20 protein-coding genes and 1 tRNA gene are annotated in these 23,222 nt (G+C 71.0%); 9 read left to right on the forward strand and 12 right to left on the reverse strand.

Translation table 11 applies throughout. From position 1 onward, the window contains the following. Window positions 1–96 precede the first annotated feature (96 nt). Both ACH4LD_RS07950 and ACH4LD_RS07955 read left to right on the forward strand, forming a co-directional pair. Window positions 97–1,509, forward strand: coding sequence for a purine-cytosine permease family protein (locus ACH4LD_RS07950; RefSeq protein WP_398055392.1), 1,413 nt, complete (start codon window positions 97–99; stop codon window positions 1,507–1,509). Between the two features lie 10 nt (window positions 1,510–1,519). Beyond that, window positions 1,520–1,969 carry a hypothetical protein gene (locus ACH4LD_RS07955; RefSeq protein ID WP_398055393.1) on the forward strand — a complete coding sequence of 150 codons (450 nt, stop codon included), beginning with the start codon at window positions 1,520–1,522 and terminating at the stop codon, window positions 1,967–1,969. 76 nt (window positions 1,970–2,045) lie between these two features. Here the strand turns inward: ACH4LD_RS07955 and ACH4LD_RS07960 are convergent, their stop codons facing one another. Next, entirely contained in the window at window positions 2,046–2,807 is a 762-nt protein-coding gene (locus ACH4LD_RS07960; RefSeq protein ID WP_398055394.1) for an SDR family oxidoreductase, read from the reverse strand. Window positions 2,808–2,954: 147 nt separating this feature from the next. Here ACH4LD_RS07960 and ACH4LD_RS07965 point away from each other — a divergent pair, with 147 nt between their 5' ends. Further along, window positions 2,955–3,800, forward strand: a complete 846-nt coding sequence (locus ACH4LD_RS07965) for a helix-turn-helix transcriptional regulator (protein ID WP_398055395.1) — start codon at window positions 2,955–2,957, stop codon at window positions 3,798–3,800. Window positions 3,801–4,088: 288 nt separating this feature from the next. On the opposite strand, the gene ACH4LD_RS07970 is transcribed toward ACH4LD_RS07965, so the two are convergent. Further along, window positions 4,089–5,480 carry a cystathionine beta-synthase gene (locus ACH4LD_RS07970; RefSeq protein WP_103809960.1) on the reverse strand — a complete coding sequence of 464 codons (1,392 nt, stop codon included), beginning with the start codon at window positions 5,478–5,480 and terminating at the stop codon, window positions 4,089–4,091. 157 nt (window positions 5,481–5,637) lie between these two features. Here ACH4LD_RS07970 and ACH4LD_RS07975 point away from each other — a divergent pair, with 157 nt between their 5' ends. The 3 genes from ACH4LD_RS07975 (at window position 5,638) to ACH4LD_RS07985 (ending at window position 9,094) form a co-directional block, all read left to right on the forward strand. Then, window positions 5,638–6,654, forward strand: coding sequence for an SGNH/GDSL hydrolase family protein (locus tag ACH4LD_RS07975; RefSeq protein WP_207928343.1), 1,017 nt, complete (start codon window positions 5,638–5,640; stop codon window positions 6,652–6,654). Between the two features lie 144 nt (window positions 6,655–6,798). Further along, the gene (locus ACH4LD_RS07980; protein WP_398055396.1) at window positions 6,799–8,019 is read left to right on the forward strand and encodes an acetyl-CoA C-acetyltransferase; all 1,221 of its coding nucleotides are present in this window, start codon (window positions 6,799–6,801) and stop codon (window positions 8,017–8,019) included. 292 nt (window positions 8,020–8,311) lie between these two features. Then, window positions 8,312–9,094 (forward strand): hypothetical protein, encoded by a 783-nt coding sequence (locus ACH4LD_RS07985; protein ID WP_398055656.1) that lies wholly within the window; start codon window positions 8,312–8,314, stop codon window positions 9,092–9,094. 9 nt (window positions 9,095–9,103) lie between these two features. Here the strand turns inward: ACH4LD_RS07985 and ACH4LD_RS07990 are convergent, their stop codons facing one another. Further along, window positions 9,104–9,415, reverse strand: a complete 312-nt coding sequence (locus ACH4LD_RS07990; RefSeq protein WP_398055397.1) for a hypothetical protein — start codon at window positions 9,413–9,415, stop codon at window positions 9,104–9,106. 99 nt (window positions 9,416–9,514) lie between these two features. On the opposite strand from ACH4LD_RS07990, the gene ACH4LD_RS07995 reads away from it, so the two are divergent. Further along, window positions 9,515–9,745 carry a DUF4287 domain-containing protein gene (locus tag ACH4LD_RS07995; protein ID WP_030653267.1) on the forward strand — a complete coding sequence of 77 codons (231 nt, stop codon included), beginning with the start codon at window positions 9,515–9,517 and terminating at the stop codon, window positions 9,743–9,745. A gap of 74 nt (window positions 9,746–9,819) precedes the next feature. On the opposite strand, the gene ACH4LD_RS08000 is transcribed toward ACH4LD_RS07995, so the two are convergent. The 3 genes from ACH4LD_RS08000 to ACH4LD_RS08010 form a co-directional block, all read right to left on the reverse strand. Then, window positions 9,820–10,674, reverse strand: a complete 855-nt coding sequence (locus ACH4LD_RS08000) for a Bax inhibitor-1/YccA family protein (RefSeq protein ID WP_398055398.1) — start codon at window positions 10,672–10,674, stop codon at window positions 9,820–9,822. A gap of 148 nt (window positions 10,675–10,822) precedes the next feature. Then, window positions 10,823–11,998 carry a 4-hydroxybenzoate 3-monooxygenase gene (locus ACH4LD_RS08005; protein WP_398055399.1) on the reverse strand — a complete coding sequence of 392 codons (1,176 nt, stop codon included), beginning with the start codon at window positions 11,996–11,998 and terminating at the stop codon, window positions 10,823–10,825. A 232-nt stretch (window positions 11,999–12,230) separates the two neighbouring features. Continuing rightward, window positions 12,231–12,314, reverse strand: a tRNA-Leu gene (locus tag ACH4LD_RS08010). Between the two features lie 416 nt (window positions 12,315–12,730). Here ACH4LD_RS08010 and ACH4LD_RS08015 point away from each other — a divergent pair. Together ACH4LD_RS08015 and ACH4LD_RS08020 are read left to right on the forward strand one after the other, a co-directional pair. Further along, entirely contained in the window at window positions 12,731–13,501 is a 771-nt protein-coding gene (locus tag ACH4LD_RS08015) for an ABC transporter ATP-binding protein (RefSeq protein WP_398055400.1), read from the forward strand. Beyond that, on the forward strand, window positions 13,501–16,029 hold the full coding sequence (locus ACH4LD_RS08020; RefSeq protein ID WP_398055401.1) for an ABC transporter permease: 2,529 nt from the start codon (window positions 13,501–13,503) through the stop codon (window positions 16,027–16,029). Before ACH4LD_RS08015 ends, ACH4LD_RS08020 begins: the two co-directional genes overlap by 1 nt. Before the next feature lie 60 nt (window positions 16,030–16,089). Here the strand turns inward: ACH4LD_RS08020 and ACH4LD_RS08025 are convergent, their stop codons facing one another. The 6 genes from ACH4LD_RS08025 to eno all read right to left on the reverse strand — a co-directional run bounded on the left by ACH4LD_RS08025 (window position 16,090) and on the right by eno (window position 23,020). After that, complete coding sequence (locus ACH4LD_RS08025) at window positions 16,090–17,382, reverse strand: class I SAM-dependent methyltransferase (RefSeq protein ID WP_398055402.1); 1,293 nt, start codon at window positions 17,380–17,382, stop codon at window positions 16,090–16,092. Window positions 17,383–17,660: 278 nt separating this feature from the next. Further along, window positions 17,661–19,043, reverse strand: a complete 1,383-nt coding sequence (locus ACH4LD_RS08030) for an NAD(P)/FAD-dependent oxidoreductase (protein WP_132785195.1) — start codon at window positions 19,041–19,043, stop codon at window positions 17,661–17,663. A 560-nt stretch (window positions 19,044–19,603) separates the two neighbouring features. Continuing rightward, window positions 19,604–20,545: an exopolyphosphatase gene (locus tag ACH4LD_RS08035; protein WP_398055403.1), complete on the reverse strand. Its 942-nt coding sequence runs from the start codon at window positions 20,543–20,545 to the stop codon at window positions 19,604–19,606. Next, window positions 20,542–21,102: a DUF501 domain-containing protein gene (locus ACH4LD_RS08040; protein WP_132785198.1), complete on the reverse strand. Its 561-nt coding sequence runs from the start codon at window positions 21,100–21,102 to the stop codon at window positions 20,542–20,544. Before ACH4LD_RS08040 ends, ACH4LD_RS08035 begins: the two co-directional genes overlap by 4 nt. A 49-nt stretch (window positions 21,103–21,151) precedes the next feature. After that, window positions 21,152–21,628, reverse strand: a complete 477-nt coding sequence (locus tag ACH4LD_RS08045; protein ID WP_103809947.1) for a septum formation initiator family protein — start codon at window positions 21,626–21,628, stop codon at window positions 21,152–21,154. Window positions 21,629–21,733: 105 nt separating this feature from the next. Next, entirely contained in the window at window positions 21,734–23,020 is a 1,287-nt protein-coding gene (gene eno, locus ACH4LD_RS08050; RefSeq protein ID WP_132785201.1) for a phosphopyruvate hydratase, read from the reverse strand. Window positions 23,021–23,222 lie beyond the last annotated feature (202 nt).

Genomic DNA, 23,222 nt, shown 5'->3' on the forward strand with positions numbered 1-23,222 from the left:
GGGAGAGTACAGCGCCGGGGCATTGACAAACACGGGTCGTCTATTCAGACAGTGTGTCGCTGCATACCGTTATACAGCCCAGCGTGGGGAGAACGCATGGCTCAGCTCGTGGAACTGCGCTCCATCGACGTCGTCCCGGACGAGGAACGGCACGGCACGGCCTTCAGCCAGTTCACGCTCTGGCTCGGCGCCAACCTCCAGATCACGGCCGTCGTGACGGGCGCCCTGGCGGTCGTCTTCGGCGGGGACGTGGTGTGGTCGGTCGTCGGCCTGCTGTTCGGCAACCTGCTCGGCGGGGCGGTGATGGCCCTGCACTCCGCCCAGGGCCCGAAGCTCGGCCTGCCGCAGATGATCCAGTCCCGGGCACAGTTCGGGGTGCGCGGGGCGGTCGTACCGCTGCTGCTGGTGATCGTGATGTACGTCGGCTTCTTCGCGTCCGGCAGCGTGCTCGCCGGGCAGGCGGTGGGCGAGCTGACGCACACCGACGACACCACCGGGATCGTCGTCTTCGCGGCCATAACGGCGGTCATGGCGACCGCCGGCTACCGGGTCATCCACTCCCTCGGCCGGGTCGCGAGCATCGTCTGCGCGCTCGCCTTCGTCTACCTCGCCGTACGCCTCCTGGACCGCGCCGACACCTCCGCGCTGCTGCACGACGCGCACTTCTCGCTGCCGATGTTCCTGCTGGCCGTGTCCCTGTCGGCGTCCTGGCAGCTGGCGTTCGGGCCGTACGTGGCGGACTACTCGCGCTATCTGCCGCGGACGACGTCCACGAAGGCCACCTTCTGGTGGACCCTGTCCGGCTCGGCGCTGGGCTCCCAGTGGTCGATGACGTTCGGGGTGCTCGTCGCGGCCACGGCGGGCGAGAGGTTCCTGGACAGCCAGGTCGGTTACGTCGTCGCCCTCGGCGGCACGGGCGTGGCCGCGTCCTTCTTCTCCTTCGTCATCGCCCTCGGCAAGCTCACCGTCAACGTCCTCAACACCTACGGCGGCTTCATGTCGATGGTGACGAGCGTGAGCGGCTTCCGCGGGCAGCGGCGGCTGTCCCGGGCGGGCCGGGCCGCGTACATCGGGCTGGTGATGGTCGCCGGGACCGCGGTGGCCCTGCTGGGCAAGGACAGCTTCCTGTCCTCCTTCAAGGACTTCCTGCTGTTCCTGCTGACCTTCTTCACGCCCTGGTCGGCGATCAACCTGGTGGACTACTACCTGATCTCCAGGGAGCGGTACGACCTCGCGGCCCTCGCCGACCCGCACGGCCGCTACGGCGCCTGGCGCTGGGACGCCCTCGCCGTGTACGCGGCCGGTCTGCTGGCCCAGCTGCCGTTCCTCGCCACCAGCTTCTACACCGGCCCGCTGGTGGAGCCGCTGGGCGGTGCGGACATCTCCTGGATCGTCGGTCTGGCCGTGCCGGCGCTGCTGTACTGGCTGGTCGCGCGCCGGAACACGGTGGCCGGCCCGAGCCCCGAGCGGGGGGCTAGCCCCAGTGCCGTCGAGACGGCCGCTCCCTAGGCTGACCGGCATGAGCACACTCGATCCCCGGGACGCCGGCCTCAGGACGGACCCGAACCTCCGGAAGGACCTGGACGCGACCGTGCGCGCCCGCAGGGAACTGGGCGACGACTACGACTCCGCGCTGGTGGAGTCCTTCCTGGAGAAGGTCGAGCAGCGGATCGACGACGCGGTGGACCGCCGGGTGCGGCGGCAGCTCGCCGAGCGGCAGATGGCGACGGCCCGCGAGACCCGGCGGCCGAAGCCGGCCGACTCCTGGGGCGAGCGCTACGGCTTCGCCCTGATCACACTGGTCCTGGCGATCCCGCTGTCCGCCATCGCGGGTGCGGTCGCCGGGCTGTCCGGGATGGTGGTCACCTGGCTCGGCATCGTCGGCGTCAACGCGGTGCAGGCCGTACGGCTCAACCCGGAGCTCCTCGCCGGCCGGCGCGACCACGACGGCCCGGCGCGAGAAGAGTGACCGCGGGGCGAGCGACCGCGGGCCGAGTAACCGCCGGGGCGAGTGACCGCGGGCCGAGTGACCGCCCCCGGTGGGGTCACGCCTGCCGGGTCGGCAGCACCATGATCTGGCGCAGGTTGACGTGCCGGGGGCGGCTGGTGGCGTAGGCGACGACGTCGGCGACCTCCGCCGGGGCCAGTCCCCCGATCGCCCCGAACATCTCGTCCAGTTGCCCGGACAGCTCCGCGCTGTCGACGTGCGAGGCCAGTTCGGTCTCCGTCAGTCCCGGCTCGATGTTGGTGACCCGGACGTCCCGCGGCCCCAGTTCGCCGCGCAGGCTCTGGGACAGGTAGGTGACGGCCGCCTTGGTCGCCCCGTACACCGCGTAGTTCGGGAAGGGCACGTGGGCGCCGATGGAGGAGATGTTCACCAGGTCGGCGGTGCGCCCCCCGGCCGCGGCGGCCAGCAGGTCGGCGTTGAAGGCGCGGATGATCCGCAGCACGCCGGTGACGTTCGTGTCGAGCATCCGCCGCCACTCGTCGAGCCGGCCCGCCTCGACGGGGTTCGGCAGCATGACACCCGCGTTGTTGACGACGAGGTCGACGGCGCCGAACGCCTCGTGCACCCGGTCCCGGGCGGCCTCCACGGACACGTCGTCGGTGATGTCGGCGGCCACCGCGAGCGCCTGGCCGCCCTCCGCCCGGATCTTCTCCACCAGCGCGTCCAGCCGGTCCGCGCGCCGGGCGAGCAGCGCCACCCGAGCCCCCTCGGCGGCCAGGTGCAGGGCGACCGCCTCACCGATGCCGCTGGCGGCTCCGGTGACCACGGCGGTACGGCCGGACAGGTTCTCGTACGACATGGGTGCTCCCTCGTGGACCGCGGCCGGGGCTGCCCCCCGGCGGCTGACACCCACTCTCGTCGCGTCCGGCCGCCCTACCCAGGGATGCGGTTTTCCTGGGTCTGCCAATACCAGGATCGACGGCCGCCGCTCCCCTACGATCTGGCTATGGACGGGGACTGGACCGAAGCAGAGGTGGGCGACTTCCTGCGCTCGCGCCGCGCCCGCATCAGGCCGGAGGAGGTCGGGCTGCCCTCGCACGGGCGGCGCCGGGTGCCGGGCCTGCGCCGCGAGGAGGTGGCCCAGCTCGCGGGAGTGAGCGTCGACTACTACATCCGGCTGGAACAGGGCCGGGGCACCAGCGTGAGCGACGCCGTGCTGGATGCCGTCGCGCGGGTGCTGCGGCTGGACGAGACCGAGCACGCCTACCTGCGCACGGTGGCGCGGCCCCGCCGGCAGCGGCGGAAGCCGGCCGGTGCGCCCCGCGTCCGGCCCGGCGTGCAGATCCTCCTCGACGGCATGGACCGCAGCCCGGCGTTCGTGCTGGGCCGCCGCATGGACGTGCTCGCCTGGAACGCGCTCGGTGACGCCGTCAACGGCTTCAGCCGCCTGGCACCGGACGAACGGAACGTCCCCCGGCTGGTCTTCCTCGATCCCGCCTCCCGGGAGCTGTACCCGGAGTGGACGGCGGTGGCCGCGCAGACGGTGGCCCAGCTGCGGCTGCTGGCGGGCCGGTACGCCGACGACCCCGGCCTGTGCGCGCTGGTGGGCGAACTGACTCTGAAGAGCGAGGACTTCCGCCGGCTGTGGACCGACCACGAGGTCCGCGAGTGCGCGTTCGGCGTGAAGAAGGTGCGGCACCCGGTCGCGGGCCTGCTGACCCTGCCGTACGAGACCCTGACGGTCCCGGCGGACCCGGAGCAGACGATCGTGGTGTACACGCCGGAGCCGGGTTCGGAGACGGCCGAGCGGCTGGCGCTGCTGGGCAGTTGGGAGTCGAGCACCGCCCGCTGAGAAGAGTTGCGCGGGGACCGCCGCACCCCCGTTTCCGGGGGGCGGGACGACGGCGGTCCCCGCGAGGGACGCGGGCCGGGTCAGGGCCGGGCCTACGCGTCCGTGGCGTCCATGGAGGTCCGGGAGCCGCTCCGGAGGTCCTTGGCGCCGTTCGGCGCCGGCCTGGGCGGGGAGCCGCTCCCACCCCTGCCGACACCCACTAATCTGCCGTATCCGTGTTAAGCGGGTGCTGCGCGCACATGACGCTCGCGTACCACTTCCGCGAACCCCGGCCCCTGCCCGAGCGGGCTACTTGGCGCCGCCCTTGGCCAGGAAGGCCAGCAGGTCCTGCCGGCTGACCACGCCGGTCGGCTTGCCCTCGACCAGCACGATCGCGGCGTCCGCCGAACCCAGCACCTGCATCAGGTCGCCGACCGGCTCGCCGGAGCCGACCTGGGGCAGCGGGGCGCACATGTGCTTCTCCAGCGGGTCCTCCAGCGAGGCCCGCTTGCTGAACAGGGCGTCGAGCAGCTCCCGCTCCACGACCGAGCCGACGACCTCGGCGGCCATCACGTCCGGGTGACCGGCGCCGGGCTTGACGACGGGCATCTGCGAGACGCCGTACTCGCGCAGTACCTCGATGGCCTGGCCGACGGTCTCCTCCGGGTGCATGTGCACCAGGGACGGGATGGAGCCGCCCGCCTTGTCGCTCAGGACGTCGCCGACGCGGGCGCTGGGGCCCTCGTCCTCCAGGAAGCCGTAGTCGGCCATCCACTCGTCGTTGAAGATCTTGCTGAGGTAGCCGCGGCCGCTGTCGGGCAGGAGCACGACCACGACGTCGTCCGGGCCGAGCCGCTCGGCGACCTTCAGCGCGGCCACGACGGCCATGCCGCAGGAGCCGCCCACCAGCAGGCCCTCCTCCTTGGCCAGCCGGCGGGTCATCTGGAAGGAGTCCTTGTCGGAGACGGCGACGATCTCGTCCGCGACGGTGCGGTCGTAGGCGGTCGGCCAGAAGTCCTCACCGACGCCCTCGACCAGGTACGGCCGCCCGGAGCCGCCCGAGTACACGGAGCCCTCGGGGTCGGCGCCGATGACCTTGACCGCGCCCTGGCTGGCCTCCTTCAGGTAGCGGCCGGTGCCGGAGATGGTGCCGCCGGTGCCGACGCCCGCCACGAAGTGGGTGATCTTCCCCTCGGTCTGCTCCCACAGCTCGGGGCCGGTCGAGTGGTAGTGCGAGAGCGGGTTGTTGGGGTTGGAGTACTGGTCGGGCTTCCAGGCGCCGGGCGTCTCGCGCACCAGCCGGTCGGAGACGTTGTAGTACGAGTCAGGGTGCTCCGGGGCCACGGCGGTCGGGCACACCACCACCTCGGCACCGTACGCGCGCAGCACGTTGATCTTGTCGGTGCTCACCTTGTCCGGGCAGACGAAGATGCACTTGTAGCCCTTCTGCTGGGCCACGATGGCGAGTCCCACGCCGGTGTTGCCACTGGTCGGCTCGACGATCGTGCCGCCCGGCTTCAGCTCCCCGCTCTGCTCCGCGGCCTCGATCATGCGCAGGGCGATGCGGTCCTTCACGGAACCGCCCGGGTTGAAGTACTCCACCTTGGCCAGGACGGTCGCCTGGATGCCCTTGGTCACGTTGTTGAGCCGCACCAGCGGGGTGTTGCCGACGAGGCTGATCATCGAGTCGTGGTATCGCACCGTTGTCTCCGGTCGCTGCAAAAGAACTGTTCGTAGTGGTGTCGCCAGCCTAAGGCCAGCGGTGTGGCGTGAGCGTTCGTTCACTCCCTGTCGAGATTGGCGCACGGTCCGTACGGGGCAAGGAGTGGGTACGGCTACGAGGAGGTGGCGGCGACGCATGACGAGGATGTCGAGGGCACGGGTGGCCCGGCGCATCGCGGCCGGGGCGGCGTACGGCGGGGGCGGGGTCGGGCTCATCGGCGCGGCCGTCGTCGGTCTGGTGCTGGCGGAGGTGCGACTGGCACGGCGCCATGTGGGCAACGGCAGCGGCGGGCGGGTGCCGGTGGCCGACGGCGTGTACGGGCACGCGTACGGCATCCCGGGCGAACCGCCGCTCCGCCTGACCATGCTCGGCGATTCGACGGCGGCGGGGCAGGGCGTGCACCGGGCGGGCCAGACCCCGGGGGCGCTGCTGGCCTCCGGGCTCGCGGCGGTGGCGGAACGCCCGGTCGAGCTGCGGAACGTGGCGGTGCCGGGCGCCCGGTCCGACGACCTGGACCGCCAGGTCGCGCTGGTGCTGTCCGCGCTCAGCCCCGTCCCGGACATCTGCGTGATCATGGTCGGCGCGAACGACGTGACCCACCGGATGCCCCCGACCCGCTCGGTACGGCACCTGGCGGCGGCGGTACGGCGGCTGCGCACGGCCGGCGCCGAGGTGGTGGTCGGCACCTGTCCCGACCTCGGCACCATCGAGCCGGTGCAGCAGCCGCTGCGCTGGCTGGCCCGGCGGGCGTCCCGGCAGCTGGCGGCGGCCCAGACGATCGGGGTGGTGGAACAGGGCGGGCGCACGGTGTCGCTGGGCGACCTGCTCGGCCCCGAGTTCGAGGCGAATCCGCGGGAGCTGTTCGGGCCGGACAACTACCACCCGTCGGCCGAGGGCTACGCGACCGCGGCCATGGCCGTCCTGCCCACGGTGTGCGCGGCGCTGGGCCTGTGGCCGGAGGAGGAACGGCCGGACGTGTCGCGCCGCGAGGGTTTCCTGCCGGTGGCCCGCGCGGCGGCCGAGGCCGCGTCGGAGGCCGGCACCGAGGTGACGGCGGCCATGCCGACGGGGCCGCGGGGACCATGGGCGCTGCTCAAGCGGAGGCGCCGGCGGCGGGTACCCGAGGCGGAGCCGGCGACCCGGCCCCTCTGACCGCCTCGGCCCCCGCCGCCCCGGAGCCAAGCAAGCGCTTAGACAATTGCGGCCAGTGTCACACCGCGACACCGGTGACCTGGCCCATACGTACGGGTAACTTCCCACCTGCCCTGCCCGAAAAAATCCGCCACTGGAGCCGTGATGCCCGAAGCCGTGATCGTCTCGACCGCCCGCTCCCCCATCGGCCGCGCGAACAAGGGCTCCCTGAAGGACCTGCGCCCCGACGACCTCACCGCCACGATCATCCAGGCGGCGCTCGCCAAGATCCCCGAGCTGGACCCGAAGGACATCGACGACCTGATGCTCGGCTGCGGCCTGCCCGGCGGCGAGCAGGGCCACAACCTCGGCCGGATCGTCGCCGTGCAGATGGGCATGGACCACCTGCCGGGCTGCACGATCACCCGCTACTGCTCCTCCTCCCTGCAGACCTCCCGCATGGCGCTGCACGCCATCAAGGCCGGCGAGGGCGACGTCTTCATCTCGGCCGGTGTCGAGATGGTCTCCCGCTACGTCAAGGGCAGCTCAGACGGCCTGCCGGACACGCACAACCCGCTGTTCGCCGAGGCCGAGGCCCGCACCGAGTCGGTCGCCGGGCAGGAGGGCACCACCTGGCACGACCCGCGCGAGGACGGCCTGCTGCCCGACCCCTACATCGCGATGGGCCAGACCGCCGAGAACCTGGCCCGCTGGAAGGGCGTCACCCGCCAGGAGATGGACGAGTTCGGCGTCCGCTCGCAGAACCTCGCCGAGGAGGCCATCAAGAGCGGCTTCTGGGAGCGCGAGATCACCCCGGTGACCCTGCCCGACGGCACGGTGGTCAGCAAGGACGACGGCCCGCGCGCCGGCGTCACCCTGGAGGCCGTGCAGGGCCTGAAGCCGGTCTTCCGCCCCGACGGACTCGTCACGGCCGGCAACTGCTGTCCGCTGAACGACGGCGCCGCCGCGCTCGTCATCATGTCCGACACCAAGGCCCGCGACCTGGGCCTGACCCCGCTCGCCCGCATCGTGTCCACCGGTGTCTCCGGCCTCTCCCCGGAGATCATGGGCCTCGGCCCGGTGGAGGCGAGCAAGCAGGCCCTCCAGCGCGCCGGTCTGACCATCGACGACATCGACCTGGTCGAGATCAACGAGGCCTTCGCCGCGCAGGTGATCCCGTCCTACCGGGACCTCGGCATCGACATCGACAAGCTGAACGTCAACGGCGGTGCCATCGCCGTCGGCCACCCGTTCGGCATGACCGGTGCCCGCATCACCGGCACGCTCATCAACTCCCTGCAGTGGCACGACAAGCAGTTCGGCCTGGAGACGATGTGCGTCGGCGGCGGCCAGGGCATGGCGATGGTCATCGAGCGCCTCAGCTGACCCACCGTCCGTAGCGGGTCAGGCACGTCACGTCGCAGAAGGGCCCAGAACCCAGGAAACACCACGGTTCTGGGCCTTTTCGTGATCCAATCTCCCCCAGGATGTGACCTATCTCGCTCGCCGGGCACATCGGTGCAGGTCAGCGCGGGTCAGCACACCGCACGACGAAACCCCGAACGCAAAGTCCTGTCCGTTTCGTGACGTTACGCACTGACAGCTGGTTAGTCCGCCCTTCAAGCTGATGTAGGAAGTCGGGGGTCGACTTTGAACCGGGAGTATGTCAGTGAGCGCCATGCCGATCGCCCTGCTGCTCACCACGGCAGCCACCGGCGCCGTGGGTGTCGCCGTCCTGCGCACCGTGCTGAAGCTGCGCCGCCAGCTCACCGAACTGGCGGCGCAGCTCGCCGACGGCCAGGCGGCCACGGCACGCGCCCTCCTGCCGAACGCCCGTACCACCGCCGACGCCGACGGGATACGGGCGGCCGTGGCCGAGGCGCTCGCCGAGGAACGGGAACGCGAGCTGGCCGAGGCACGCGCCTTCTGGGCGGCGCAGGAGGCCCGTGACGCCTCCGAGTCGCCCTCGCTGTACGGCCTGCCCGACGCCGATGTGTTCCTGCCCCGCCAGGCGGACTACGTGGGCCTGGAGCCGCTGGAGCCGGTCGCCGAGCCGGGCGCCGACGCCGACGAGTTCGCCGGGGAGTCCCCGGAGCTGGCCGCGGCGCGCCGCCGGCACCCCTCGCACCCGGACTTCGTGCCCGTGCAGTCGCCGGCCGTGAACGACCACGAGCGCACCGTCACCACGCTGGAGGAGCTGGCCGCCGAGCGCGTCGAACTCTCCGATGTCCGCCCCGGCCCGCTCGGCACGCTCGACGTCTACGTCTTCGCCGACGGCACCACCCTGTGCATGACCCCGGGCCACCGCGAGACGGCGGAACGCCTGGCGCGGGCCCTGGAGTCCGGCGAGGCCCCGTACCTGCTGGGCGGCTCGGGCGTCTCCGGCGCGTACACCCTGACGTTCGCGTGCGGCGAGGAGACGGTGTACATCCTGGCCGACAGGGTGATCGCGTCCCTCTGACGGTCGGCGTCAGACCCCCGCCCGCTGCCGCGCCTCCTCCACCAGCCGCACGGCCTCGGCGACCTGGTCCTCACTGCGCACCACGACCGCGAGGTCATGCGCCGCCACCAGGATCTGATCCGCCGCGGCGAACATCCCCGCGTCCGGCATCTCCCGGGGCTCTCTCCCCGGCTCCTCCGTCAACTGGGCCCGCCGGGAGAGCTCCCGGGCCAGGGCCAGTGCCTCCGCCGCCGCGCTCCGTTGGAGCCGGCTCTGCGGTGCCGCCCGCAACCGGTCGGCGAAGTGATCCACTGCTTTGGTCAAGGGCGTCGTATCAACCACCCGCCGAGCGTAACGCCCCGCACTGTTGCCAATACGCGAACGCTCAGGCACGGTGACGTGAAGGACCGGCTTACATCCCCTTTGCGTTCGGAGGCGCCGATGTCCCACGTCTTCTCCGAGGAGACCCACCGCAATCTGCTCGCCCGCATCCCCCACTGCACCGGTCGTGAAGTCTCCGACTGGCTGCGCACCGTCGAAGAAGGCCCGGCACTCTTCCGCTTCGAGGAGAAGGTCAGCTGGCTCCGGCACGAGTACGACCTGGCGTACGGCCACGCGAAGGCGATCGTGCACGAGTACGACCTGAGGAGGGCGGCGCGCAAGCTGCTCTGAACGGCCAAGCTGCTCTGAACGGCACAGGGCCCCGGGCGGATCGCCCGGGGCCCTGCCGAAGACCGGCGTCGGTGCTAGTCGTTGCTGCTGAAGATCGCCACCAGCCGCAGCATCTCCACGTAGATCCACACCAGGGTCAGGGTGAGGCCGAACGCGGCGAGCCATGCCTCGTTGCGCGGGGCGCCGTAGGCGATGCCGTCCTCGATCTGCTTGAAGTCGAGGGTCAGGAAGAACGCGCCGAGGATGATCGCGATGATGCCGACGAGCGCGCCGAGCGGGCCGAAGCTGCGCAGTCCGCCGTCGTCGGCGACACCGAAGGCGACCAGCAGCAGGTTGACCGCCATGACCACCAGGAACGCCATCGCGATGGCGAGGCCGATGCGGGCGTAGCGGGCGGTGACGCGGATCCAGCCGGCCTTGTAGACGAGCAGGGTCGCGCCCGAGACGGCCATGGTGCCGAGCACGGCCTGGAAGGGCGCGCCGCTCCAGCGGCTGTTGTACATCTCGCTGATGACGCCGAGGAAGACGCCCTCGAAGGCGGCGTACCCGAGGATCAGCGCGGGCGACGGGGTGCGCTTGAAGCTCTGCACCATCGCCAGGACGAAGGCGATCAGCGCGGAGCCGACGGCCAGGCCGTAGCTGGTGCCCGAGACGGGCAGCAGGGCCCAGGCGAGGACGGCGCCGACGGCGACCGTGCCCAGCGTGACCGCCGAGCGGACGACGACGTCGTCCATGGTCATCCGGTCGGTGGTGGCCGGGGCCTGGGGCGGGGCGCCGACGCCCTGCTGTGCGTAGGGGTTCTGCGCGTACGGGTTCTGCGCGTACGGGTTGCCCTGTGCGTACCCGGCCTGCGGTGCGGTGTTGAAGCCGGCGTAGCCGTTGTCGCGGCTGAACCCCCGTCGCGAGAAGACCGGGTTGCTGCTCCTCATTTCACTCCTCCATGGCTGCCGAGCGCAGCCTTGGCTCAAGAGTAATGGATTGGCAAAGGATCGACCATGATACTTGAGGAGGATCTTTCCCCTGCTGTGCTGCGCAACACGCTACGCGGGCATCTGATTCCCGGCCATGGACGGACGGCTAACCGAGCGGAAACCCTGTGTACGCCTCCGCGAGGTCGGTCCCGGCCGCCCGGGAGGAGGCGATCCGCTCCAGCCGGGCCAGTTGGAGGCGGGCGTCGAAGGCGGTGGCGTCCGGGGCCCGGTGCAGCAGGGTCGTCATGTCGTAGGAGAACCGCTCGGCCTGCCAGATCCGGCGCAGACAGGTCGCGGAGTAGGCGTCGAGGAGGTCCGGGGAGCCGGTCTCCCGCTCGTGGGCGAGGGCCCGGGCGAGCGTGACGACGTCACCGACGGCGAGGTTCAACCCCTTGGCGCCGGTCGGCGGCACGATGTGGGCGGCGTCGCCGGCGAGGAAGAGCCGGCCGTGCCGCATCGGCTCGTGCACGAAGGAGCGCATGGGGGTGACCGACTTCTGGGTGACCGGCCCGCGCTCCAGCCGCCAGCCGTCGTCCGTCTCGAACCGCCGCTCCAGCTCGTCCCAGATCGCCTCGTCGTCCCACGCCTCGGCGTCCGTACCCGCGGACACCTGGAGGTAGAGCCGGGAGACAGCCGGCGACCGCATGGACAGCAGGGCGAAGCCGCGTTCGTGGCGGGCGTAGACGAGTTCGTCGTGCGAGGGGGCGACATCGGCGAGGATGCCGAGCCAGGCGTAGGGGTACGACCGCTCGAACACCCGGGAAACCCCGGCCGGGAAGGCCTGGCGGGCCACCCCCCAGAACCCGTCGCAGCCGACGACGTAGTCGCACTCCAGCACGTCCTCGCGCCCCTGGTACCGGAACGGGACCCGCGGCCGGTCACCCTCCGCGCCCTCCACGCCCAGCGCCTCGGCCTCGAAGAGCAGCGGCCCGCCCTCCTTCAATTGAAGCGCGATGAGGTCCTTGCAGACCTCGGTCTGGGCGTAGACGGTCACGGACCGCCCGCCGGTGAGCGCGGGGAAGTCGACGCGGTGCCGGCTCCGGTCGAACCGCAGTTCGATCCCGTCGTGCCGCAGCCCCTCCCGGTCCATCCGCTCCCCGGCCCCGGCGGCGCGCAGCACGTCGACGGTCCCCTGCTCCAGAATCCCGGCCCGCTGCCGCTGCTCGACGTAGTCCCGGTCCCGGCCCTCCAGGACGACCGACTCGATCCCGGCACGGTGCAACAGCCGAGCGAGCAGCAGCCCGGCCGGGCCCGCCCCGATGATCCCGACGGTGGTGCGCATCGGTCGTCTCCTTCTCTCCCGCCGCCCCACATGGCGTTCGCCTGGTGAAATTTCTTTCACTCTCTTCCGGGCGTGAGTCTCCGCCGCACGGGCCCCGCTGTCAACGGTCGTGCGGGGTCGAGTGGTGTGTGGGCGGTTCTGGTGCCGTCCTCGACGCCGAGGGTCAGCCGTGGCACGGACACCATGACACCCCGAAGCGGCTCCGTCCGACCGGAACAGGTGACGAGGAAGGTGCCCGGAGCCGGACTTGAACCGGCACGCCCGCGAAGGGGCAGCGAGGTTTAAGCTCGCCGTGTCTGCATTCCACCATCCGGGCAGGCCATGGGCTCCGCTTGCGAGCTTCGAGCCTATCGGGACCCATCCCCCGAACAGCGGGCGGGTGGACCGATGTTGTCTTATTTTATTGACGTCTGAGGGTGCATCAGCCCGCGGAACACGCCATCCGCACTTGCCAATAGCCTGACGTGACGGCTTTACGCGCGTACGTGAAATGACGGAATTTCACCGTCCGAACGAGGGTGTTCCACCTGTTCTCGACACGGTTCCCGACGCGGCCCTCGCCACGGACGGAGTCAGGGTCACCTGTCCTCCCCAGGTATGACAGCGGGCCGCTCCGTCCGACCCGAGTCGCCCTCCGGAACCGGAACAGCGACTGACTACACGCGCGCTCCCCGCCGGGACGATGGACCGGTCCCCAACGAACAGACGTCGTACCGACAGGAGCGCCCTCCCGTGACCACCACACCCACCGCCGGCCGGACCACCGCCGTGGCCGCACGCGCCACGGAGCTGTCGAAGATCTACGGGCAGGGTGAGACCCGGGTGGTCGCCCTGGACCGGGTCTCCGTCGACTTCCGGGCCGCCGAGTTCACCGCGATCATGGGACCGTCGGGCTCCGGCAAGTCCACGCTGATGCACTGTGTGGCCGGGCTGGACACCTTCTCCTCCGGGTCCGTCCGGATCGGGGACACCGAGCTGGGGTCCCTGAAGGACAAGCAGCTCACCAGGTTGCGCCGGGACAAGATCGGCTTCATCTTCCAGGCGTTCAACCTGCTGCCGACGCTGACCGCCCTGGAGAACATCACCCTCCCGATGGACATCGCCGGGCGGAAGCCGGACAAGGCGTGGCTGGACCGGGTCATCGAGATGGTCGGGCTGTCCGGCCGGCTCAGCCACCGGCCCGCCCAGCTGTCCGGCGGTCAGCAGCAGCGGGTCGCCGTCGCCCGCGCCCTCGCCTCCCGGCCCGAGATCATCTTCGGTGACGAGCCGACCGGGAACCTGGACTCGCGCTCCGGCGCCGAGGTCCTCGGCTTCCTGCGCAACTCGGTGCGCGAGCTGGGCCAGACCGTCGTCATGGTCACCCACGACCCGGTGGCCGCGGCCTACGCGGACCGGGTGATCTTCCTGGCCGACGGGCGGATCGTCGACGAGATGTACGGCCCCACCGCCGACTCCGTCCTCGACCTGATGAAGCAGTTCGACGCGAAGGGCCGTACCAGCTGATGTTCCGCACCGCCCTGCGCAACGTCCTCGCGCACAAGGCCCGGCTCCTGATGACCGTGCTCGCCGTCATGCTCGGCGTCGCGTTCGTCTCCGGGACGCTGGTCTTCACCAACACCATCTCCGACGCCTACCAGAAGAGCTCCGCCAAGGGCTTCGACCGGGTCGACGTCGCCGTACGGCCCGAGTACCAGGACTCCAAGGGCAACCAGGTCGGCAAGGTCCCCGAGCTGACCCGGGCCCTGCTCGACAAGGCCGCCAAGGTCCCCGGGGCCGCCTCCGCCACCGGTGTCGTCACCGGCTTCACCGCCGTCGCCGACAAGGACGGCAAGCTCGTCGGCGGTGACTGGCAGTCCGCCGGCGGCAACTACTGGGGCACCGAGGACCCCCGCTACCCGCTGGTCAGCGGCCATGCCCCGCGCGGCAAGGACGAGGTGCTGATCGACTCGGCGACCGCGAAGCGGGCCGGGTACCGGGTCGGCGACACCGTGCGGCTCTCCGTCGACGGCCCGGTCCTCACGCCCACCGTCAGCGGCATCTTCACCACCGACGACGGCAACGTCGCCGCGGGCGGCAGCCTCACCCTGTTCGACACGGCGACCGCGCAGTCCCTGTTCGGCAAGAAGGGCACGTACGACGAGATCGACGTGCGGGCCGCGGCCGGCACCAGCCAGGCAGCGCTCAAGGACCGGCTCGACAAGGCCCTGCCCGCCAAGCTGGTGAAGACCACCACCGGCAAGCAGCTCGCCGACGACCAGGCGAAGGCCATCTCCTCGTCCATGAGCAGCCTGAAGCAGGGCCTGCTGGTGTTCGCCGGCATCGCCCTGTTCGTCGGCACCTTCATCATCGCCAACACCTTCACCATGCTGGTCGCCCAGCGCACCCGGGAACTGGCCCTGCTGCGGGCGGTCGGCGCCTCCCGCCGCCAGGTCACCCGCTCGGTGCTCATCGAGGCGTTCGCCGTCGGCGCGGTCGCCGGTGTGACCGGTCTGGCCGCCGGTGTCGGCATCGGCGCGGGCCTGCGCTCCCTGCTCGGCTCGTTCGGCGCGACCATGCCCGACGGCCCGCTGGTGATCAGCCCCGGCACGGTGGTCACCGCCCTCGCGGTCGGCGTCCTCATCACCATGCTGGCCGCCTGGCTGCCCGGCCGCCGGGCCGCGAAGATCCCGCCGGTGGCGGCGATGAGCAGCGTGCACGCCACGGCCACCACCAAGTCGCTGGTGCTGCGCAACACGCTGGGCTCCCTGTTCGCGGCGGCCGGCATCGCGGTGGTCCTCGCGGGCACCAGGATGGACGCCGACACCGGCCAGGGCGCGATGGGCATCGGCGCGGTGCTGCTGATCATCGGCGTGTTCATCCTGACCCCGCTGCTGTCCCGGCCGCTGATCGCCGCCGCCGCGCCGGTGCTGCGCGCCTTCGGGGTGTCGGGCAAGCTGGCCCGGCAGAACTCGGTGCGCAACCCGCGCCGCACCGCGGCCACCGCCTCCGCGCTGATGATCGGCCTGACGCTGATCACCGGTATGACCGTGATGGCGGGCAGCCTCCAGACGTCCATCGACAAGATGGCCTCCTCGGCGATCCGCGCCGACTACGTCGTCTCGATGGCCAACCGCGGCCCGCTCTCCCCCGGTGTGGAGAAGAAGATCTCCTCCGCCGACGGCGTCACCGCGAGCAGCCCGCTGCGAGGCGGCGAGTCCCGCATCGACGGCGGCACCGAATACCTGACCGGTGTCGACGGCGCGGCCATCGGCGAGCTGACCGATCTGAAGGTGACCGACGGGTCGTTCAGCGTGGGCGGCACGCGGGTCGTCGTGGACGAGGACCGCGCCAAGGACTTCGGCTGGAGGGCCGGTTCCCGCTTCACCGCGCACTTCGAGGACGGCGAGGCCCAGCGGCTGACGGTCGCGGGGGTCTACGAGGGCAACGACATGCTCAACGGGATCATCCTCGACAACAAGGTCCTCACCCCGCACCTGTCCGACCCGGCCGACATGCAGGTCATGGTGAAGACGGCGGACGGGGCGTCCGACGCGGCCAAGGACCGGCTGGAGAAGGTCCTCGGCTCCAACCCGGCGATCAAGGTCCAGGACAAGCAGGACATCTCCAAGGAGATCGCCCAGATGTTCACGCTGATGCTGAACATGGTCTACGGACTGCTCGGCATGGCGGTGATCGTCGCGGTGCTCGGCGTCATCAACACGCTGGCCATGTCCGTCTTCGAGCGGGCCCAGGAGATCGGAATGCTCCGCGCGATCGGCCTGGACCGCAGGGCGGTCAAACGAATGGTCCGTCTGGAGTCCCTGGTCATCTCCCTGTTCGGCGGGGTGCTGGGCATCGGTCTGGGCGTGTTCTTCGGCTGGGCGGCCGGCGAGCTGCTGGGCACCAAGATGCCGACGTACGAACTGGTGCTGCCGTGGGGCCGGATGACGGTGTTCCTGCTGCTGGCGGGCGTGGTCGGCGTCCTGGCCGCGCTGTGGCCGGCCCGGCGCGCGGCCCGGCTGAACATGCTGACGGCCATCAAGGCCGAGTAGCCGGTCGTAAGACGGTGAAGGGGGCCCCGCGGGAAGGGGCCCCCTTGTGTCGTACCGCTGTCAGCCGTGCCAGGTGCGGGCCCGCAGGGGGAGCCCGGAGGCGCCGGACTCGGGGGTGCGGATCGCGAGGACCTGGTTGACGCCGATGCGGTTGCGTTCGAACGCGAGCGCGGAGGCGGCCATGTACAGCCGCCAGACGCGGGCGCGGCCCGGGCTGGTGAGGCCGACGGCCCGGTCCCAGTCGGCCTCCAGGTTGGCAACCCACCGGCGCAGGGTGCGGGCGTAGTGCTCGCGGATGGACTCCACGTCCCGGACCTCGAAACCGGCCCGCTCCAGCTGGGTGACGGTGGTGCCGACGGGGGCGAGTTCGCCGTCGGGGAAGACGTAGGCGTCGATGAACTCGTCCACCTCGTAGGCCGACTCGTCCCGCTGCGGGCGGCGGGCGATCTGGTGGTTGAGCAGCCGGCCGCCGGGCTTGAGCAGGGCGTGGAGCTGGCGGGCGTACTCCAGGTACTTCTCGGCGCCGACGTGTTCGGCCATGCCGATGGAGGAGATCGCGTCGAAGGGGCCGTCCACGACGTCCCGGTAGTCCTGGACCCTGATCTCCACCCGGTCGGTCAGGCCCTCGTCGGCGACGCGCTTGCGGGCGTACGCCGCCTGCTCCTGGGAGAGCGTGACGCCGACGACGCTCACGCCGTGCTCGCGGGCCGCGTGGATGGCCATGGAGCCCCAGCCGCAGCCGACGTCCAGCAGCCGCTGACCCTCCTTCAGGCCCAGCTTGGCGCAGACCAGTTCGAGCTTGTCACGCTGGGCGGACTCCAGGGTCCCGGCGTCCTCCCAGTACGCGCAGGAGTACACCATGGACGGACCGAGGACGATCTCGTAGAAGTCGTTGCCGACGTCGTAGTGGTGGCTGATGGCCCGCTTGTCGGTGCGGCGGGTGTGCAGATTACGGCGGGGTCTGCGGACCTCCTCGCGCGGCGGCGCGGGCGGGATCGGCGGACCGGCCAGTTTCAGCAGCTCGCGGGCGGCGGCCCGGACATCGGGGTCGCGCAGGGCCTGGACGAGGCCGCGGGCGTCCTCCCCGCGCTCCCAGACGAGGCCCGCCATGGCGTCGAGCGCGGTGTACAGGTCGCCCTCGATCTCCAGGTCGCCGGCGACCCAGGCGCGGGCGAGGCCCAGTTCGCCCGGTTTGAACAGCATGCGGCGCAGGGCGCGGCGGTTGCGCACGACGAGCGCCGGCGCGTCCGGCGGCCCTGCCTGCGATCCGTCCCAGGCCTTCAGACGTACCGGGAGCGGGGCTCCCAGCATCTGCTCGGCAAGACTCCTCAGCCGCGACGCGGCGTCGGCCATGGCGCACACCTCCAAGACGACGATCCCGGATGCCGGATACCACGTAAACACCGCGAGGGCCTCGGCGCAGTCCCGCAAAGGAGTTACGACTGGGCAAAACGGTTGTAGAAACCATGCAGATGGGTGCCCGGGAACGCCGGAAGACCTCCCGCACCACGGATGGCAGGAGGTCTTCCGGGTCGGCCGCCGACGGAAGGGTCCGTCGGCGACCGGAGGGTCTGTCTACGACCGGAGGGTCACCGGTGTCGACCGGAGGATCTACCGGTGTCGACCGGAGGTCAGGAGGCCTTGGCCTTCTCCTCGGTCTTGCTCGCGGCGGCGACCGGCGCCGGCTTGGCGGCCTCGTAGAACTCCTCGCGCGGGTTCTCCATGGCGCCGAGGGAGACGACCTCGCGCTTGAGGAACATGCCGAGCGTCCAGTCGGCGAAGACGCGGATCTTGCGGTTCCAGGTCGGCATCGCCAGACCGTGGTAACCACGGTGCATGTACCAGGCGAGGCGGCCCTTGACCTTGATCTTCATCTTGCCCATGACGATCATCGCCACGCCCTTGTGCAGGCCGAGACCGGCGACCGCACCCTTGTTGGCGTGCTCGTACTCCTTCTGCGGGAAGCCCCGCATACCGGAGACCACGTTGTCGCCGAGGACCTTGGCCTGGCGCAGCGCGTGCTGGGCGTTCGGCGGGCACCAGGCGTTCTCCACGCCGGCCTTGCGGGCGGCGACGTCCGGGACCTGGGCGTTGTCGCCGGCGGCCCAGATGTAGTCCGTGCCCTTGACCTGGAGGGTGGGCTCGCAGTCGACGTGACCGCGCGGGCCGAGCGGCAGACCGAAGCGGGAGAGGGCCGGGTTGGGCTTGACGCCGGCCGTCCACACGATGGTGTTGGAGTCGACCTCCAGGCCGTTCTTCAGCACCACGTGGCCGTCGACGCAGGAGTCCATGGAGGTGGAGAGGTAGATCTCCACGCCCCGGCTCTCCAGGTGCTCCTTGCCGTACTGGCCGAGCTTGGGGCCGACCTCGGGGAGGATCTTGTCGGCGGCGTCGACCAGGATGAAGCGCATGTCCTCGCGGGACACGTTCTTGTAGTACTTGGCCGCGTCCCGGGCCATGTCCTCGACCTCGCCGATGGTCTCCGCGCCCGCGAAGCCACCGCCGATGAAGACGAAGGTGAGCGCCTTGCGGCGGATCTCCTCGTCGGTCGTGGAGTCGGCCTTGTCGAGCTGCTCCAGGACGTGGTTGCGCAGGCCGATGGACTCCTCGATGCCCTTCATGCCGATGCCCTGCTCGGCGAGGCCGGGGATCGGGAAGGTGCGGGAGACCGCGCCCATGGCGATGACCAGGTAGTCGAAGGGCAGCTCGTACGCCTCGCCCACCAGCGGGGCGATCGTGGCGACCTTGCGGTCCTGGTCGATGGTGGTGACCCGACCGGTGAGGACCTCCGCCTTCGGCAGCACGCGTCGCAGCGGGACGACGACGTGGCGAGGGGAGATGCTGCCGGCGGCGGCTTCGGGGAGGAAGGGCTGGTAGGTCATGTACGACCGGGGGTCGACGACCGTGACGGTCGCCTCGCCGTAGCGCATCTTCTTGAGGATGCGCCGAGCTGCGTACAGGCCTACGTACCCACCGCCTACTACGAGGATCCTGGGACGCTCCGTGGTGCTCATGCCATCGAGTATCCACCCGCCCCGGGGGGGTCGCTCGTGCGCCCCTTCACAAGGTCTGACAGGGCCTGTGTTAAACTCCGCGGCTCGCGTGACGCAGACCACGGGGGCACGAGGGAACCGCGGGGCGCTTCGCCCCGTTGTCAAGGCCGCGTGAGCTGCCTCTCCGGGCCGGTCGGGCGCCCGTGAGGGCACCGTGACACCCTCGGAACACCCCCTTCCGGCACCCTCCCGCGCCCCCCGTCTGAACATGTTCAAACGGCCCTCCGGCCCCCGGAAGGGCCAATGGACCCCCTTCCGGGGCCCGATGGGAGGGAATTCCTTGTGAAGAACTTCACGAAGGTTCCCGCGCGGGTATGACCAGGGGCCCCTCAAGGGGGCCCCGGACACCGCTCAAACGTTATCCAACCTGCTCAGCAGGTGGCTACCGCTTAGTAACAAAAGAGAGCCACGCCACCCTTGAAGGCCAGGGGAGCGCCCGCGCCAGGGCCGCGCTACGCCACGGGCAGCGTCCCCCTACGGGCCCCGCTCCCCCACGGACCCGCTCCGGCCACGGGCCGGTCTCACGCCACCGACCAGGCGATGCCGTCGAGGATGTCGTGCTCGCTCACCACGACCTCCTCGGCGCCGATCCGCTCCATGATCGCGAGCAGGACGAGGGCGCCCGCGCCGATGACGTCGACCCGGCCCGGGTGCAGGGACGGGATCGCGGCGCGCTCGGCGTGGGTGGAGCGCAGCAGCCGTTCGGTGATCTCGCGCACGCGGTCCCGCGAGACCCGGGAGTGGTGGATGCGCGCGGAGTCGTACGCGGGCAGCTCCTGGGCGATGGCGGACACCGTGGTGACGGACCCGGCCAGGCCCACCAGGGTGTGCGCCTCGCGCAGCGGGACCGACTGCTCGGCGAGGTCCAGGGCGGCCTCGATGTCGGCCCGCATGGCGGCGATCTCGTCCTCGGTGGGCGGGTCGCTCACCTCGCCGCCGTGCACCAGGTGCCGCTCGGTCATCCGGACACAGCCGACGTCCACGGACCGGGCGGCGCGCACGTGGTCGTCGCCGACGACGAACTCGGTGGAGCCGCCGCCGATGTCCACGACCAGGTAGGGCCGGGTGAGGTCGGCACGGCCGGTGAGCTCCTTCGTGGCACCCGTGAAGGAGAACTCGGCCTCCTGGTCACCGGTGATGACCTCCGGCTCGACCCCGAGGATGTCCAGCACGCCGCGCACGAAGTCCTCGCGGTTCTCGGCGTCGCGGGAGGCGGAGGTGGCGACGAAGCGCAGGCGCTCCACGCCGTGCTCCTTGATGACGTCCGCGTACTCACGGCAGGCGGCGAAGGTGCGCTCCAGCGCCTCGGGCGCGAGCCGGCCGGTGCGGTCGACCCCCTGGCCGAGCCGCACGATCGTCATCCGGCGGTCCAGGTCGGCCAGTTCGCCCGTCGCCGGGTCGGCGTCCGCGACCAGCAGACGGATGGAGTTGGTACCGCAGTCGACGGCGGCCACGCGGGTCACTTCTCGTCCTCCTCGCTGTCGTCGCGCTCGTCCCTCTCGCCGCTGTCGAGCGTCACGCACGCGCCCTTGCGCCACCACTCCGGCAGCATCGCCAGGGCCTCGTCGCCGAGCGGGTTCACGCCCGGGCCGGCGGCCAGCGAGTGGGCGACGAGCACGTGCAGGCACTTCACCCGGTCCGGCATGCCGCCCGCGCTCGGGAAGCCGCTCAGGACCTCGATCTCGTCCCGGCGCCGGATGTAGTCCTCGTGCGCGGCCCGGTACGCGGCGGCCAGCTCGGGGTCGCGGCCCAGCCGCTCGGTCATCTCCTTCATCACGCCGTTCGCCTCCAGCGTGCCGATGGCGGAGGACGCCTTCGGGCACGTCAGGTAGTACAGCGTCGGGAAGGGCGTGCCGTCGGGCAGGCGCGGTGCCGTCTCCACGACGTCCGGCTGACCGCACGGGCAGCGGTGCGCGATGGCCCTGAGGCCCCGCGGCGGGCGGCCCAGCTGCTGCTTGAAGGCCTCTACGTCCGCGTCGGTGGGCTCGGTGCGCGGAGTGGGCGGCGGAGGGGTTTCCATGACTGCTTTCAGGGTGGGTTCGTGTCGGTTGCCGGACCGGACGGGCCGGTCACTGGTCGGAGGCGTCGGCCTTGTCGACGCCTTCCCAGACGTTCGTGTACCAGGGCCGGTGGGCGGCCCCGAGGTCGGCGCGGGACTGCCTGGCCGCACCCGGGTCGACGACCACGTACCCGGTCTCGCCGGGCATCACGTAGTGCAGCCGGCGGCGGATCTGCTGCTCGGCGTAGGCGTCGTCCTGCCAGCGCGCCTTCAGGTCGCGGAGCTGCTCGACGCGCTCACGGGCCTGCTCCCGCTGCCGCTGGAGGTCGGCGATCTGCTCGCGCTGGGAGACGTACTGCCGCATCGGGTAGGCGAGGGCGACGATCATCGTGCAGAGCACCAGCGCGAGCAGGGCCGCGCGGCCGGTGAGCCGGGAGCGGCGGGCCTGCCGTTTGGTCTGGGAGCGGTAGACGCGGGCCGCGGTCTGCTCGCCGAGCAGCCGCAGCCTGGTCGCTGTGGAGAAACGGTCCCGGTCCTTCACGGCCATCTGGCTCTCCGCCTCCCCTTTCACACGTGCGTACGTCCCCGGACACGGTACGGGACCGAGTACGGGGACGTACGTACGACTGGCTAAGCCTTACGCCAGGATGGCTCAGCCCTTGAAGCGCGGGAACGCGCTGCGGCCGGCGTACACCGCCGCGTCGTCGAGGATCTCCTCGATGCGCAGCAGCTGGTTGTACTTGGCGACGCGCTCGGAGCGGGCCGGGGCGCCGGTCTTGATCTGGCCGCAGTTGGTGGCGACGGCCAGGTCGGCGATGGTGACGTCCTCGGTCTCGCCGGAGCGGTGCGACATCATGCACTTGAAGCCGTTGCGCTGGGCCAGCTCGACGGCGTCCAGGGTCTCGGTCAGCGAGCCGATCTGGTTGACCTTGACCAGCAGGGCGTTGGCGGCGCCCTCCTCGATGCCGCGGGCGAGGCGCTCGGGGTTGGTGACGAACAGGTCGTCACCGACCAGCTGGACCTTGTCGCCGAGCTTGTCGGTGATGACCTTCCAGCCGGCCCAGTCGTCCTCGAACAGCGGGTCCTCGATGGAGACGAGCGGGTAGGCCGCCACGAGCTCCTCGTAGTACTCCGTCATCTCGGCGGCGGAGCGCTCCTTGCCCTCGAAGAGGTACTTGCCGTCCTTGTAGAACTCGGAGGCGGCCACGTCGAGCGCGAGGGCGATCTGCTGGCCGGGGGCGTAACCGGCCTCCTTGATGGCCTCCAGGATGAGGTCGAGGGCCTCACGGTTGGAGCCGAGGTTCGGGGCGAAGCCGCCCTCGTCACCGAGGCCGGTGGACAGGCCCTTGCTCTTCAGGACCTTCTTCAGGGTGTGGTAGACCTCGGTCCCCCAGCGCAGGGCCTCGGAGAAGGACTCCGCGCCGATCGGGGCGATCATGAACTCCTGGATGTCCACGTTGGAGTCGGCGTGCGAGCCGCCGTTCAGGATGTTCATCATCGGCACCGGCAGCAGGTGCGCGTTCGGGCCGCCCAGGTAGCGGAAGAGGGGGAGGTCGCTGGCCTCGGAGGCCGCGTGGGCGACGGCGAGCGAGACGCCGAGGATGGCGTTGGCGCCGAGGGAGCCCTTGTTGTCGGTGGCGTCCAGGTCGAACATGGCCTGGTCGATCAGGCGCTGCTCGGTGGCGTCGTAACCGACCAGCTCCGGGCCGATCTGCTCGATCACGGCGAGGACGGCCTTCTCGACGCCCTTGCCCTGGTAGCGGTTCGGGTCGCCGTCGCGGAGCTCGATGGCCTCGAAGGCGCCGGTCGAGGCGCCGGACGGGACGGCGGCACGACCCGTGCTGCCGTCGTCGAGGCCGACCTCGACCTCGACCGTGGGGTTGCCTCGGGAGTCCAGGATTTCCCGGGCTACGACGACGTCGATGGACGGCACGAGCATCTCCTTCTTGGATGTGACGCTGGAAGTGCGGGGCGGTGTGCCTTACGGCTGTGCCTTGCGACTAGAGCCTAACCGTCCCGGGGGCGTCGGCCACCGACCGACCGTCCCGTGGACAAGCCGACGGTACCTTTTGTTTCTCGCCGAAACAAAGGGTTCGGGGGGCGGTGGACGCAAAAATCCCCGCCCCGGTGCGTACGGGGGA

The sequence above is a fragment of the Streptomyces sp. NPDC017676 genome (assembly GCF_044329325.1).
GTDB lineage: Bacteria > Actinomycetota > Actinomycetes > Streptomycetales > Streptomycetaceae > Streptomyces.